12 protein-coding genes are annotated in these 14,048 nt (G+C 42.6%); 6 read left to right on the top strand and 6 right to left on the bottom strand.

Annotated elements, in window-relative coordinates; all coding sequences use genetic code 11:
* Window positions 1-226 precede the first annotated feature (226 nt).
* From QZZ55_RS18745 to QZZ55_RS18755, 3 genes are all read left to right on the top strand, one after another.
* Window positions 227-1,414, top strand: coding sequence for an acyl-CoA dehydrogenase (locus QZZ55_RS18745; RefSeq protein ID WP_293268951.1), 1,188 nt, complete (start codon window positions 227-229; stop codon window positions 1,412-1,414).
* A 72-nt stretch (window positions 1,415-1,486) separates the two neighbouring features.
* Window positions 1,487-3,769, top strand: coding sequence for a thiamine pyrophosphate-dependent enzyme (locus QZZ55_RS18750; RefSeq protein WP_293268952.1), 2,283 nt, complete (start codon window positions 1,487-1,489; stop codon window positions 3,767-3,769).
* A 24-nt stretch (window positions 3,770-3,793) separates the two neighbouring features.
* Window positions 3,794-4,849 (top strand): ACP S-malonyltransferase, encoded by a 1,056-nt coding sequence (locus QZZ55_RS18755; protein ID WP_293268953.1) that lies wholly within the window; start codon window positions 3,794-3,796, stop codon window positions 4,847-4,849.
* A 17-nt stretch (window positions 4,850-4,866) separates the two neighbouring features.
* Here the strand turns inward: QZZ55_RS18755 and QZZ55_RS18760 are convergent, their stop codons facing one another.
* Both QZZ55_RS18760 and QZZ55_RS18765 read right to left on the bottom strand, forming a co-directional pair.
* A complete protein-coding gene (locus tag QZZ55_RS18760) occupies window positions 4,867-6,570 on the bottom strand; it encodes an amidohydrolase (RefSeq protein ID WP_293268954.1) in 1,704 nt (567 codons plus the stop codon).
* Between the two features lie 8 nt (window positions 6,571-6,578).
* Window positions 6,579-7,163: a VTT domain-containing protein gene (locus tag QZZ55_RS18765; RefSeq protein ID WP_293268955.1), complete on the bottom strand. Its 585-nt coding sequence runs from the start codon at window positions 7,161-7,163 to the stop codon at window positions 6,579-6,581.
* Window positions 7,164-7,824: 661 nt separating this feature from the next.
* Here QZZ55_RS18765 and QZZ55_RS18770 point away from each other — a divergent pair.
* Genes QZZ55_RS18770 through QZZ55_RS18780 form a run of 3 tightly spaced genes read left to right on the top strand, consistent with a single transcriptional unit; the run spans window position 7,825 to window position 9,857 of the window.
* The gene (locus tag QZZ55_RS18770) at window positions 7,825-8,256 is read left to right on the top strand and encodes a hemerythrin domain-containing protein (protein WP_293268956.1); all 432 of its coding nucleotides are present in this window, start codon (window positions 7,825-7,827) and stop codon (window positions 8,254-8,256) included.
* A 12-nt stretch (window positions 8,257-8,268) separates the two neighbouring features.
* Complete coding sequence (locus QZZ55_RS18775) at window positions 8,269-8,547, top strand: DUF2249 domain-containing protein (RefSeq protein WP_293268957.1); 279 nt, start codon at window positions 8,269-8,271, stop codon at window positions 8,545-8,547.
* Window positions 8,544-9,857 (top strand): hypothetical protein, encoded by a 1,314-nt coding sequence (locus QZZ55_RS18780; protein ID WP_293268958.1) that lies wholly within the window; start codon window positions 8,544-8,546, stop codon window positions 9,855-9,857. Before QZZ55_RS18775 ends, QZZ55_RS18780 begins: the two co-directional genes overlap by 4 nt.
* A gap of 295 nt (window positions 9,858-10,152) precedes the next feature.
* On the opposite strand, the gene QZZ55_RS18785 is transcribed toward QZZ55_RS18780, so the two are convergent.
* From QZZ55_RS18785 to QZZ55_RS18800, 4 genes are read right to left on the bottom strand one after another with little or no spacing between them, the layout of a single operon-like run.
* A complete protein-coding gene (locus tag QZZ55_RS18785) occupies window positions 10,153-10,737 on the bottom strand; it encodes a site-specific integrase (RefSeq protein ID WP_293268959.1) in 585 nt (194 codons plus the stop codon).
* Between the two features lies 1 nt (window position 10,738).
* Complete coding sequence (locus tag QZZ55_RS18790) at window positions 10,739-11,527, bottom strand: AAA family ATPase (RefSeq protein ID WP_293268960.1); 789 nt, start codon at window positions 11,525-11,527, stop codon at window positions 10,739-10,741.
* Window positions 11,514-12,962 carry a Mu transposase C-terminal domain-containing protein gene (locus QZZ55_RS18795; RefSeq protein WP_293268961.1) on the bottom strand — a complete coding sequence of 483 codons (1,449 nt, stop codon included), beginning with the start codon at window positions 12,960-12,962 and terminating at the stop codon, window positions 11,514-11,516. Before QZZ55_RS18795 ends, QZZ55_RS18790 begins: the two co-directional genes overlap by 14 nt.
* Window positions 12,963-12,998: 36 nt before the next feature.
* Window positions 12,999-13,556: a recombinase family protein gene (locus QZZ55_RS18800; protein ID WP_293268962.1), complete on the bottom strand. Its 558-nt coding sequence runs from the start codon at window positions 13,554-13,556 to the stop codon at window positions 12,999-13,001.
* Window positions 13,557-14,048: the final 492 nt, after the last annotated feature.

A 14,048-nucleotide genomic window follows, 5' to 3' on the forward strand; every position in this document is an offset into this window, starting at 1 on the left:
TTTTATATCGCTACTCTCCCATCCCGCATTTTATTTACCAATAAATGCCCACCCACAAAAGTTAGCGTTCGTATAATAACTCATGGCGAGGATTAATTTATCTTGGCCAAGACATTACATTTACTTGTTTGCTTCTTGTTGTATCAAATTAGACACTGAACTTACCGTAATAATCCTCTCGTCACTTAGCCTGCATGCCAATACAGTTGGTAAAAGGATAGAAACAATGAGCCAGATAAAGAAGCTAGAATTTGATTGGTGTGATTCGATGAATCTTGAGGGACAGCTTACTGAAGAGGAGCGAATGATTCGTGATGCTGCACATGAATATTGTCAAGGTAAGCTGCAGCCGCGGGTTTTAGATGCAAATCGTCATGAGATTTTTCATATTGAAATCATGCCTGAACTAGGTGCTTTGGGTTTATTGGGCGCGACTTTACCTGAGCAGTATGGCGGTTCAGCGGTTAATTATGTGAGCTACGGGCTAGTGGCCCGTGAAGTGGAACGAGTTGATAGTGGTTACCGCTCAGCAATGAGCGTGCAGTCTTCTTTAGTAATGCATCCTATCTACACGTACGGTAATGAAACTCAACGGATGAAATACCTACCTAAGCTGGCGTCTGGCGAATGGATTGGTTGTTTCGGTCTAACCGAGCCAGATGTTGGTTCTGATCCTAATAACATGAAAACTCGCGCGTCTAAGGTTGATGGCGGCTATATCGTCAAAGGCGCAAAAATGTGGATCACTAACTCGCCAGTTGCAGATATATTTGTTGTATGGGCAAAGCTAGAAGGCGTAATCCGTGGTTTTGTTCTGGAAAAAGGCATGAAGGGGCTGAGTGCGCCTAAGATAGAAGGGAAGTTCTCGCTGCGAGCATCAATAACCGGCGAGATAGTTATGGATGATGTGTTTGTACCTGATGAGAATTTGCTGGAAGGTGTGCAGGGACTTGCTGGGCCATTTGGTTGCCTCAATAAAGCTCGCTTCGGTATCGCTTGGGGGGCCCTTGGTGCGGCAGAATTCTGCTGGCACGCTGCTCGTCAATACTCGCTGGATAGGATCCAGTTTGGTCGTCCGTTAGCGGCTAATCAATTGATTCAGAAAAAGTTGGCTGATATGCAAACTGAAATTAGCCTAGGTCTTCAGGGGTGTTTGCAGATGGGCCGTTTGATGGATGCCGAAAAGTGTCCCGTTGAGTTGATCTCACTGATGAAGCGTAATAATTGTGGTAAATCTCTGGATATTGCCCGCCAGGCTCGCGATATGCACGGTGGAAATGGTATCTCAGATGAGTTCCATGTTATTCGTCACATGATGAACCTTGAAGCCGTTAATACTTACGAGGGTACACATGATATTCATGCGTTGATTTTAGGGCGTGCGCAAACCGGGTTGCAGGCTTTTAGCGGCTAATTGTGAGGCTGGGAAGTTGTTGGTTTTCTGGTGAACAAGTCCCGCGGGTGCGGGAGAGCTCAGGAGAGCTGTATGCAAAATCGAGCAAAAGTGGTTGACGAAAATTTTACCCGACGAGTCTTGGAAGGGGATCTCCCTGCAAGCCATCTCCCGGTGACGTTAACAGATGTAGGTATGCAGCCAACTGAGCTGGTGGAGCTATTTGAATCGCAACTGATGAGTCGCCACTTAGATTTACAGTCGAGGTTGCTTCAGGCAAGAGGCGAAGCATTTTATACGATTGGAAGTTCAGGTCATGAAGGTAACGCAGCCATTGGAAAGGCCTTCGATTATCGTGATATGGCGTTTTTGCATTATAGGGATGCGGCTTTTCTGATTCAGCGCAGTAAACAATTGCCGGGAGAGACGATTTTACAGGATATGCTGCTTTCCTTTGCCGCCTCAGCAGATGATCCTGTTTCTGGTGGCCGGCATAAGGTGCTTGGTAGTAAGCGATTATATATCCCACCACAGACCAGTACGATTGCCTCTCACCTACCTAAAGCCGTTGGAGCAGCCTACAGCATTCCACTGGCTAAACGTATGAAGTTAGATGCTGAATTGCCTTACGATGGTGTGGTTTTGTGTAGTTTTGGTGATGCTTCGGCGAATCATTCGACGGCACAAGGTGCTTTCAATACGGCGGCATGGACCGCGTACCAAGATGTACCGATGCCGTTGGTATTTGTATGTGAAGATAATGGCATCGGCATTTCTACTACGACGCCTGATGGCTGGATTGCAGCAAATTTCGCTCATCGGCCGGGGTTGAAATATATTTTCTGCGATGGTTTAAATCTGCTAGACACTTATCAGAAAGCTCGTGAAGCGGCTTCTTATGCTCGACATCACAGGAAGCCAGTTTTCTTGCATATGCGCACGGTACGCTTGATGGGGCATGCGGGCTCGGATGCCCAGACTGCGTACATGGCGAATAATGCGATCGAAGCGGCGGAGTCTCAGGACCCCTTACTACATACCGCACGATTGTTAATTGAAAACAACGTATTGAGTACTTTGCAGGTCTGTGATCTTTATGAAGTGATGCGTGAGCGAACGGCACGGGTTGCAGAACAGGTGATCACTCGCCCCAAATTGAGTACATCGACACAAGTTATCGAAGCGTTGATTCCACCCAAGAAGCCATATCCGGTGTTTGAATCAGTTACATCTGAGGCGCGTCAGGCGATTTTTGCAAGAGAGCAGCGTTTACTTAGTGAGCCGCAACATATGGCGCGGCTGATTAACTGGACGTTGGCTGATTTGATGCTAGAACAGAGCAACATCATTTTGGCAGGAGAGGATATCGGCCCCAAAGGGGGCGTTTATAATGTCACAGGAAAATTATCAGAGCGTTTCGGTAAGCATCGTGTGATTAATACCTTGCTTGATGAACAGAGTATCTTGGGTCTTGCGATAGGTTTGGCTCATAACGGATTTTTACCAATACCCGAAATTCAGTTTCTAGCTTATGTTCATAACGCAGAAGATCAGATTCGTGGTGAAGCAGCCACCCTAAGCTTCTTTTCAAATGGTCAATTTACCAACCCCATGGTTATTCGTGTCGCAGGACTGGCTTACCAAAAAGGTTTTGGTGGGCACTTTCATAACGATAATTCATTGGCGGTATTTCGTGACATTCCAGGGTTAGTAATCGCCTGTCCATCGAATGGTGCTGATGCAGTTGAGATGCTGCGTGCGTGCGTGAAGCTAGCGCAGGAAGAGCAGCGAGTGGTGGTATTTATTGAGCCAATAGCGTTGTATATGACTAGAGACCTGCATACCGAGGGTGACGGCCTATGGACCAATAATTACCTACCACCCGAGCAGGCTAAGTCTACGTTGATTCAACCGGGAGAGTTTGGGCAGCACGGAGAGGGAACAGAACTGTGCATTCTCACGTATGGCAACGGTTACTATCTCTCCCGCCAAGCCGCCAAGGTCTTGGAAGATGAATATGGTATTGCATTGCGTATTATCGACCTGCGCTGGTTGGCTCCACTGAACGAAGACAAGTTGGCTGAAGCGATTGCTCCGTGCCAGCATTTATTGATTGTTGATGAATGCCGCAGCACTGGCTCTATCAGTGAAGCGTTAGTGACTATGGTACATGAACAGTTGCAAAATAAGGAGCAAGCGCAGGCGTTAAAAATGAAGCGACTGACGGCTGAAGATAGCTTTATCCCTTTGGGAAGGGCTGCAACCAGTACTTTACCGCGTAAGGAAACTATTCTAGCAGCGGCACTAGACTTGCTGGGTGAAAGTTTGAGAAACAATGAGCAACCGTCCACGGTTATCAATGTGAAAACTGCGTAGTCTGCTGACTTGGAGAATAATAAGATGAAACAAAAGGCATTGGTTATTTGTCCTGGCCGTGGCACATATAACAAAGAAGAGTTGGGTTATTTTCAGCGCTTTCATGCGGTGAAAAATAGTGAAACGTCTGCGTTCATTGACCGTATCGATGCATACCGAGAAAGCCTAGGGCAAGTGTCAGTGAGTGAGCTGGACGGCCGAGAAAAATATGCTATGCGTGAGCATACACAGGGGGATAATGCTTCACCGCTGATACATGCTTGTGCCTATGCAGACTTTCTTAGTATTGATTCTCAACAGTTTGATGTAGTGGCAATGACCGGAAACTCTATGGGTTGGTACATTGCATTGGCTGCTACGCAGGCGCTAAAGGAATCGGCAGCCATTGAAGTGATTAACACGATGGGCACAATGATGCATCAGAGCTTGATCGGTGGCCAAGTTATCTACCCATTGGTGGATGAAAACTGGTGTAGAATTCCAGGGCGTCACGAGCAACTACTTGAGCTAATGGCGGTCATTAACCAACAGTCTGAGGCTGAGCTGTATGTATCAATTGAATTGGGCGGCATGTTGGTATTTGGTGGTAATGAAGCGGCACTAGAGCAGTTGCAGGAAGTACTGCCATTAGAGCAAGAGCGTTTTCCTTTGCGTCTGCATAACCATGCAGCGTTTCACACACCTTTGTTAAAATCGATTTCGGATGAAGCTCGACAGGTCTTAGGCTCTCAGTTGTTTGCTGCGCCAAATATACCGTTGATAGATGGCCGTGGGCATATCTGGCATCCTTATAGTACGGATACTGAATCGCTGTACCAATACACTCTGGGTCATCAAGTTTATCAACCATATGACTTTTCTAAGGCTGTGGAGGTTGCCGTCAAGGAGTTTGCTCCAGATAGGATTATTATCCTTGGCCCTGGTAATACCTTGGGTGGCGCCGTAGCGCAAGCTTTGATAAACATTAATTGGCAGGGTTTGAGTTGCAAACAAGACTTTATTCGCCAACAGACACATGATCCTTATGTGCTGGCGATGGGGATGGCTGAGCAACGTGCAAAAATTGTTAACAACGCTTAGGCAAAAAGATGATCTGTTTAGTCTGCCTTATAGACAGTAGCGCCTCCAACGATGGTCTCTAATATGTTTAGTTGCCTGATACTTTGTGGGTTCTTTAGAGGATTGCCTGATAATATAACCAAATCAGCAAATTTTCCTCGCTCTATTGAGCCTCTATTTTTTTCTTGAAACACTTGCCACGCTGCATCAATAGTCATTGAGCGTATCGCCTGCATCGTAGAAATTTTTTGTTCTTCGCCAATGGTGTGACCACTCAATGACTGTCTGTTCACTGTGCTCCACAGTAACTGTAATGGGCTGATTGGAGTGACGGGAGCGTCTGTGTGTACGCTGAATTTAAGTCCTAATGATGCTGCTGAACCGGTAGGGCTCATCATAGGTCCTCTTACGGGGCCCATAAAAGATTCGATATGTTGTTCACCCCAATAATAGGTGTGTGTAGGGAAAAAACTGGGAGTAATGCCTAAGGTTTGCATGCTTCTAAGTTGATCGATTCGAGCCATTTGTGCGTGAACAAGAATAAGCCTCGGGTCCGTTGCAGGAGTGCGTTTTTGCGCTTGTGCAAAGGCACTGATTATCTGGTCTATCGCAGCATCGCCGTTTCCGTGAATAGCTAATTGAAACCCTGCATCATGATAGGCGCTTACAATAGAGCGGAGTTCTGTTTGATTAAAGGAAGGGAAGCCTCTGTAGTTTGGTTGTGATGGCGGGTTTTTATAGAAAGGCTCTGTTAAAAATGCAGTACGTCCTTGAACACTGCCATCAGCAATGATTTTTATCGGCCCCAAGTAAAAATGCTCAGTATTAAAAGTAGACTGTTGATAGTCACCCTCTAATAGCTTTTTCCCGAATCCTTGATGATTGGGAAAAACAACCATTCGAAAGGGGATCTGTCGAAGTCGGCTGGCCCAATAAAGTGCGCGAGTAAGGTTAACTCCAATCCCGCCGCTTTGTGCTGTAGTGATACCGTTTTTGGAATATTCATCACGAGCATGTCGGAAGACTCGGTAGTAGTCGGTAAATGAAAAATCTTGTAATAATGTGGTGAGTGACAAAGCAGATTTTTCTTGAAGCAATCCATTTAACTTGCCTGTAATTACATGTCGTCCAATTACTCCACCCGTAGGAGACGGAGTGTTTTCGGTGATACCAATTTTTTGTAAAGCTAGGCTGTTAGCTACCCCCATATGGCCGGAACTATGCCACAAATAAATCGGGTGCTTACTAGAAATGCTATCTAATTCTAGCCTTGTAGGGTGACGTTTTTCTGCGAGAGATGAGTCATCATAGCCAAAGCCTAATAACCATTTTCCTGGCAGTGTTACTTTTACCTGGGAGCGCATGCTTTCAAGTAACTGGTTGATGTTAGCCGTTTTCCCTGTAGGTGGGGAGCTCAAGTCGGCCGAGATAGCGGTAAGTCCAGAACCAGGAAAATGGCTGTGCGCATCGATAAAACCTGGGAGTAACGTTTTGCTCTGTAAATCTGTAACGTGAGTGTCTTTCTGGATTAGGTTTCTTATATGGTCGCTGCTTCCAAGTGCCTCTATTTTTCCATCTCGAATAGATATTGCTTCTACTATGCTGTTGTTTTTATCGACAGTAATGATATTCCCATTGATAAACACTCTGTGCCCTGTTGTTTCTGAGCTGGTAAGCAATGTAATAGCTATGGCGATGAGGAATAGGATGCTCAAAATGCATGTTGCTATGCGTATTTTCATTGATCGAATCATTGGAGCGGGTGATGTTTATGTTGTTTATAGATTAATAGGGTAAGTAGCGCTGAGCATGCCAGCAGAACAGTGCTTAATATGACTTGACTACTCGAATTTATATTAAGGCCGTTACCAGCCATGACAAAAAGTGTACTTTGCGGCAAAAAACCTAAAAATGAAGCGCTGAAGAATATCATGGCAGATAGTTTGGTCGTCCCTGCGACTAAGTTCGTCAGCATATTGGTTCCAAAGGGAAGAAAGCGAATGGTAAGAATTTTTAGAAAGGGTTGTTCGGTAATGAAATTATCGATTTTGCAAGTCGCCTCAGGAAAGCGTCGCTGGACCCAGGGGCGTGCAAAAAAACGAGCAAACCAAAATGTTAAGAGTGCTCCCAAACTAATACTACTGATCGCTAATAATATGCCTTGTAGTAACCCGAAGCTGTAACCCGCAATCAAGGCAATTAATTGCCTTGGTAACCCTATGGCAGCAGCAATTGCACCTAGCATAACAAAGCTCGAAATACCTAAAAAACCATTCTGGTTGACCCATTCAGCTAATGCTTTAGGGTCTATATATGACTCAATCAGTGGTAACAACGGGAAGGTATAACCAACCCATATTATGATTAACGTGAGTAGCAAAAATATCATTAATGCTATTTTGAAATACTTTGTTTTAATAAGTGTTCCATTTTCAACGATTTATGTAGTCGTCTATGGATTATAAAACCATACTCAGCCTGTTGCATAGCGTTGTGCTTCCTTGGTGTCTTTAATAGTTATTTTTTATTCTATGGCGCCCTTGTCATTCCGTTATGCTGGCCGTTGAATACCCTATGAATTCAAATCAATGCAGTTTCTTTGTTGCTCTAGGGCTGCTTCTTTTGTTGGGGTTGCTGACAATGAATGAGGAGCGCTGTTTTCTGAAAGGGCGGGTATAAAAAATATATAGCGGGTAGTTATCAATTGTTTACTATTATTTATTTGAATTCGTTGCCTAAAAAAATAAAAATACTGCTAAAGTCATTGAGTATTTTGATGGTCTTTTCAAATAAGGTTTGTGGTTGTGAGTCGCTTAGATAAAATATAAGCACAATAATTGTGCCGTCTATTCTGCTAATAAAGGCGAATGATTTCACGGTGAGAATTCAGAAATTATTATCTGAGTTATTAAGAAAATCATTCTGAACTGGCACCTTGCTAAGATGTCAGGAATGAACCTGATTAATAATGCTTGTGAACGTTATGGAGTTGGTAAATGACATATATCGTTGAGTATATGACCCAGCAGCATCGTTGCTGTGATGAAAGCTTTGCAGCAGCAGAGGAAGCCGTTTCAAAACAGAACTGGAGTGAGGCATCAGCACAGATGGCTGTGTTTAGTAGGGATCTTGGAATCCACTTTACTAATGAAGAAGAACACCTCTTTCTCGCTTTCGAAGAAGTGAGCGGCAATACTGGCGGGCCAACGTCTGTTATGCGGGTTGAGCATCAGCAGATGAGGGGCATGGTTGAATCAATGACTCAGGCTCTTCAAGCAAAAGATGCGGACAACTATCTTGGTTTGTCCGAAACATTGATGATTTTAATGCAGCAGCACAACATGAAGGAAGAACAGATTCTCTATCCAATGACGCAGCAAATGTTGCCGGATACTGCTGCTGTTATCAGTAGTATGAACGACCTATAAGTCATTCAAATTATGCCACATTTGATACATATGGATGTTAGTGAGCTTGAACCACCAGAGCCTATGTCGGTTATTCTGAATGAACTCCAGCAACTGAGTACAGATACAGCCATCAGAGTCTTTCATCGCAGACGCCCATTACCTCTATACAGCTTCTTACAGAAAATGGGATATTCTTATCACTGTGTTGAGCTCGGTGTCTGCGACGTGATTATCTATATCTGGCCACAAGATGATCAATTACTAGGTGAGTTCTGTCTTCAGGCCGCAAGCCAAGAGGAGTCATCATGAATACCGCAGGGATCTCGTTGGATAACGTGCCGGAATTCCGAACACCAATGGGATTCTTTCTCTTAGCCCCTTGGTTTGGCATGTTAGCGGCTCTGCTATTACTGCTTTATCCTGAGATGATAGGTTCTCGCTGGCATCCTGCAATGCTAGCTACGGTACACCTGTTGACCCTCGGTTTCGGCGCCATGATTATGATGGGGGCAATGATACAAGTCCTTCCTGTTGTTAGTAGCCACCCGGTGCCCGCGGCGACGGCGTTGTCTCCTTGGATAAGAGCAGGTCTTGTTTCAGGAACGCTGTGTCTCTCACTTGGTTTTCTGTTTATGCAGAAGAGTTTCTTTTATATGGCGCTGCCTTTGCTTGGCGGGGCTTTCCTTATGTTTCTTAGTGCTATGGGGTTGGCACTGCTACGCGTTAAAAAAGGCGGTGATTCAGTATTTTGTTTACGCCTAGCGGTTCTGTGCCTCTTGATTACGGTAGTGTTCGGTGTCATGCAGCTCTCTACTTATATGGATCTGAGGTGGGTAGGTTATTCTTTTGAGCGAACAAACAATCATGCATTACTGGGTTTGGTAGGTTGGGGAGTATTGCTGATCATGGGAGTCAGCTTTCAGGTCATCCCGATGTTCCACGTTGCGCCTGCGTTTTCGCGCTGGTTTTGTAGAGGATGTCCTATCCTGCTGGTAATAACTCTTGCGGTTGCCGCGTTTGCTAATGACTCTGTTTCAAGTGGTGCTCTGCTTTTGTTGTCGTTAATTGTCAGCTCTTATGGCGTTTACTCTCTCAACTTACTGTACCGACGAAAACGCAAATTGAAGGATTATACGGTTCGATTCTGGCAGCTCTCCTTCGTAAACTTAATTGTGTTGTGTTTGCTGTATGTATTAAATAAGCTGAGCGTATTTTTACTGATCGAACAAGGGCAGTTTCATCTTCTGTTAGGATTCGGTTTTGGTCTAGGATTTGTCGTGTCGATCATGTTAGGCATGTTACAAAAAATTGTTCCTTTTCTGATGTTCCTACATCTGCAACGAGCATGCATAGATGATACGGATGCGTTTATGCGTCTTCCTAATATGAGGCAGCTGCTGCCTGTTTCAGACTCAAAATGGCAGTTTCAATTGCATAGTGCAGCATTGGCAACGCTCTATTTGTCTTTCTTCGCTAAAGATCTAGAGCACCCCTTGCTGATGGTGGCTGCGGTAATATTTTTACTCAGCTTTACATGGCTGCTAAAAACGTTATGGCAGGCGAATCGTCGTTATACAGAAAGCCTGCCTCAGGCATTATTACCTAACATCTCTGACTAATATCTGCGTCCTGCTCAGTTTTTCATCAATCATTTTTCAACTCAATGTGTAATCGCTGATCTTTTATCGTGAACACATTAGCGAGGGCAAATGGTTCGCTGGTGGAGAATAAGATACGGGATATATTCGCAGGTTGGCCGTGGCGCCTAATATTGGTCGCATTCGAATATATAGCTTGTATATATGAATCCTTTGTTTTTTTTAATTTGAAATAATAACCTGTGAGTAGCACAAATAGGTGAGCCACTTCTAACGTCGATAAATGAGCCAATAACTCTTGTTATCCACTTGAGTGTTATATGCTCTCCCATATCTGAGTCATGCACTGATCGTAGTTAACAGATTGTTCTGCTTTTAAATAACTTAACGTTAAGTCAATAGATTTATGGCCTAGTAACTGTTGAATAAATTTAATAGGGACTCTCGGGTTAACTTCTAAGCAAGAAATTGCAAAGCTGTGACGCAACCCGTTGGGAGTTGCATACCCACCTTCGATACCTGCTTTTCTCATGACTTTTTTAATGTACCTATAACCTGTGATCCTTGAAAACGACCATAGTGGACGATGCTCTGCGGTGATATTTGCAAGTAAATATACTTGCAACTCAATACTAAATATTTGCGGTATTGGTACTAGCCTTTCTCGCAATTTTTTTTGATTACCCCCAAGACGTATCGTTCCTTGACGAATATTAACCTGGTTTGGATAAATGACTAGAGCTTCGCTAATCTTACAACCCGTATAATACAATGTCCTGCAAAAGCATCGTTCAATAGTATCTAGTGAAGCTACAGCATTACGAAACCTATGCCTTTCTTCTGTTGTTAGAAATAACCGCTGATCACCATTAAACAGCTTAATTTGGTTTGCAGTTGGCATTTCAATTAACTCCTATTACCAAACAGCGTCTAGCCGATTCAACAACTTCTTTGGATATAGAACTCAAATCATTGATTGCCATGATTCGTTTTATTTGTGAAAACAAACGGTTAACTAATCTAAAGTTGCCAGTTGTCACTCTAATAACACTCGAAACAGCCTCTTTGTCCGTAAAATCATCTAGTCTCAATGATAGTCCCAGCTTTTCCCAATGATGTCTCAGCACGAACTCCATCTCTTCATCAGATAATGGATTATAAGCATGAGAAAACCCTACTCTTGAGTAAAACTGCGGATAGCGCGCCATCTTTTTCTCTAATCCAGGCATGCCAACTACGATTAAACCGAAGTTACCCTGATCATATTTATCTCGAAGGTGTTCTAAACTTGGAAGGCTTAAACGGTCGGCCTCATCGACGATCATGAGCTCGCACCCATCATTCACTTTATCTTGGTTGTCATTATCATCGCCATAAAACATTGCGGCTCTAAGCTTAAATAAACAATCGTTTAACCCATCATCAAGTCTTTTAGGTGAATTAGAAACTGGAGCTGTATAAAAAATGGTCTTTTTATCTGATAAATCAGTGGTGTATAGCGACTTTTCAGAAAAGGGGTCAAGCTGACCAATATCGTTCCATCTTGAATAATTTCTTGCCGATAAAGTTTTTCCTACGCCAGGAGGGCCATAACAAATACCAATGTATTTATCTCTTCGACAGGCCGTGCAAAATTCAACGAATAGTCGATATTGCTTAGTTACCAAAAAATCTATTTCATTCGTTTTCATAGAGCTTCAACGTTGATTGAATTGATGGTTTAGGCTTGGATTTAGGTTTCACTATCGGTACAGGTGTAGGTTTTTCCAATAGAATATCGATAATTTCTCTATGTTCATTTATTCGATTACGCAATTCAACTTTACGTAACCGTCTTGCTTTTTGTAATTCATTTAAGCTAACAGTAGCCTCTGAAAGCTTAGGGCATATGGCCACGCATAAAAACTGACTATTATAAAACACCCTGATTTCAGATAAGTCTCTGGGATCATATCTGATGACTACTGCTTCCCCGACACATGCTGCTAGCATAGGTGATTGATAATTTAATGCGGAAAATGATATACCTGTATTCCTCACTTTACGTGGCTTTGCAACCGTCAGTAATAATAAATCTAATTGCTCAAGTGAAGTTGGTAACTGTGGAAGGAAGCCACTTTCATCCCAGCTCTCTATGGGTGTCATACCCAATGCTGAGTGAGTGTTGTGGTTGTATTGTTTAATCAGAAAAGTTTTAATTATCATTTCTAGATTATCTAGTGTTAACAATGCCCGTTTATCTCTTTTTCCCTTAGTGTATCCGGGCAAATCGATAAGTAGTAATTGATTTATTGTTTCAAAAAAACGTTCAACTTTCCCTCTACCTCGTGGCTTGCCAACTAATGAAAATATCAATTCTATTTTTAAATCAGCGCAAACTTGCTCAATGTGTTTAGAGGTGAAGTCACTCCCATGGTCTGTATATAGAACCTTGGGTATGCCGCATACAGGCCAATTTTCATTTTGCTTCCTCCATATTGCTTGCCGTAAAGCCAATGAAGTATTTAAAGCAGAAGGGGCTGAAAATGTAAGGTAGTACCCTGCAATTGCACGGCTCTTGTCATCTATTATTATGGTTAACCAAGGCCTTCGCTCCTCCTGAAACTCATCAATTACGATGATATCTAAAAGGGTGTGGTCTGCTTGCCAAATATCATTGGCGTCTTTTGCAGAACGTAAGAAAATCAACTCATAAATATCATCGTATTTTTTACCACCATGATGGGCCAGTATTTTCAAATCCTCTGGTATATTTTGAATTTGATTTCTTACAAAAGTATATGAGGGTGCGCGAATTGCTTTTGCGAGTGCAAATTTACTAATTTTTCTATGTATGGAAGCCATTGATAAATGAGGCTGATGCAGTGCTAATGCTTCTATAGCAAAACTCACAATCGGTAATATTTGTTTACTACCAGGACTCTTGCCTTGCATTGTTGACAGGCCAGTAAGCCCAAGTTTTTTATATCTTGCCACCCATCTGGTTAAGGTGCTTTGAGAAATACTTTGTTGTTTAGCAATACTCGTTAAATTAGTGGTGCCGTTAATGTACGGCTCTATGATCTTGAATCTCTGAAATGCAATGTCACACTTACCGACTTCCAACTCATTATGATCCTGCATCATTAAGTCACCACCCGTATAAATTGTATTTACTGTGTACTACAAAGCACTTTCCTCGATGTATTTGTATAGAGTTGGCTTTGATATGCCCATAACATCACAAACTTCTTTCACCGTTTTTTCTTTCTCGTGATAAAGCTTAACAGCCAACTCTCTCTTGGCTTTGTTAAGTGATTTGGGTCTTCCTCCTTTACGTCCTCTAGCACGAGCTGCCGCTAAGCCTGCCTGAGTGCGCTCTACTATGAGGTTTCTTTCAAATTCCGCAATTGCACCAAAAATATGAAAAAATAATTTTCCAGTGCCTGTTGAGGTATCAATAGACTCATTCAGGCTGATGATCTGAATACCTTTATCTTCAAGAGTAGACACAAGGTTTATTAAATCTTTCATTGATCGGCCTAAGCGATCTAAGCGCCAAACTACAATAATGTCGCTTTCACGGGCAAACTCTATTAATCCATCTAGTCCTGGGCGTTTTGATTTTGAACCGCTGATAACATCATCAAAAAACTTTTCACAACCCGCTTTAGCTAAAGCATCTTTTTGTAAGTGTAAATTTTGGTCATCTGTCGATATACGGCTATAGCCAATTTTCATATTAGTAAATAATCCCATAAGTAATGGATATATATTAACATAGATTTATTTACTGGGTATATTGCCTATAGATTGACAATAAGTAAGCCCATCTGATATTTCACAAAAGGAGTAAGGAAAACCCTCGTTTTATTTATTCATCGAATTTGAACAAAAGTGTAATCGAAGATAGGCATTTCTACTTGGCTTTTGACGGGATTGAATGAATCAAAATGACACGCTTTCGAATTAATGAAGATCAAAGCGTGCTTTCTGTGAGGAGGTTGGTAGTAATATCATTTACTATTAATGACTTATCTAGCACCTATAACACACGCTTTTAGTTAATAGCGTGTGGCTTATGACATAAAACAACTAGGGAACCTGCGAACAAGTTCTTTTTACTACTCTACAGGCCGCATAGATAGGGAAGTGAAAATTAAAATATTGGACTTATTCGTACCTTCTCTAATACCGCTGATAATAAATTTTTATTATTTGTTTTAGCTTTTG

Source organism: Neptunomonas sp., from assembly GCF_016744175.1.
Taxonomy (GTDB): Bacteria; Pseudomonadota; Gammaproteobacteria; order Pseudomonadales; family Balneatricaceae; genus Neptunomonas.

Excerpts from the sequence above, each read along its gene's own strand:
- QZZ55_RS18745 (WP_293268951.1), top strand. The coding sequence starts at position 227 with ATGAGCCAGATAAAGAAGCTAGAATTTGATTGGTGTGATTCGATGAAT.
- QZZ55_RS18770 (WP_293268956.1), top strand. The coding sequence starts at position 7,825 with ATGACATATATCGTTGAGTATATGACCCAGCAGCATCGTTGCTGTGAT.
- QZZ55_RS18775 (WP_293268957.1), top strand. The coding sequence starts at position 8,269 with ATGCCACATTTGATACATATGGATGTTAGTGAGCTTGAACCACCAGAG.
- QZZ55_RS18795 (WP_293268961.1), bottom strand. The coding sequence starts at position 12,962 with ATGATGCAGGATCATAATGAGTTGGAAGTCGGTAAGTGTGACATTGCA.
- QZZ55_RS18760 (WP_293268954.1), bottom strand. The coding sequence starts at position 6,570 with ATGAAAATACGCATAGCAACATGCATTTTGAGCATCCTATTCCTCATC.
- QZZ55_RS18790 (WP_293268960.1), bottom strand. The coding sequence starts at position 11,527 with ATGAAAACGAATGAAATAGATTTTTTGGTAACTAAGCAATATCGACTA.
- QZZ55_RS18785 (WP_293268959.1), bottom strand. The coding sequence starts at position 10,737 with ATGCCAACTGCAAACCAAATTAAGCTGTTTAATGGTGATCAGCGGTTA.
- QZZ55_RS18755 (WP_293268953.1), top strand. The coding sequence starts at position 3,794 with ATGAAACAAAAGGCATTGGTTATTTGTCCTGGCCGTGGCACATATAAC.
- QZZ55_RS18780 (WP_293268958.1), top strand. The coding sequence starts at position 8,544 with ATGAATACCGCAGGGATCTCGTTGGATAACGTGCCGGAATTCCGAACA.
- QZZ55_RS18750 (WP_293268952.1), top strand. The coding sequence starts at position 1,487 with ATGCAAAATCGAGCAAAAGTGGTTGACGAAAATTTTACCCGACGAGTC.
- QZZ55_RS18800 (WP_293268962.1), bottom strand. The coding sequence starts at position 13,556 with ATGAAAATTGGCTATAGCCGTATATCGACAGATGACCAAAATTTACAC.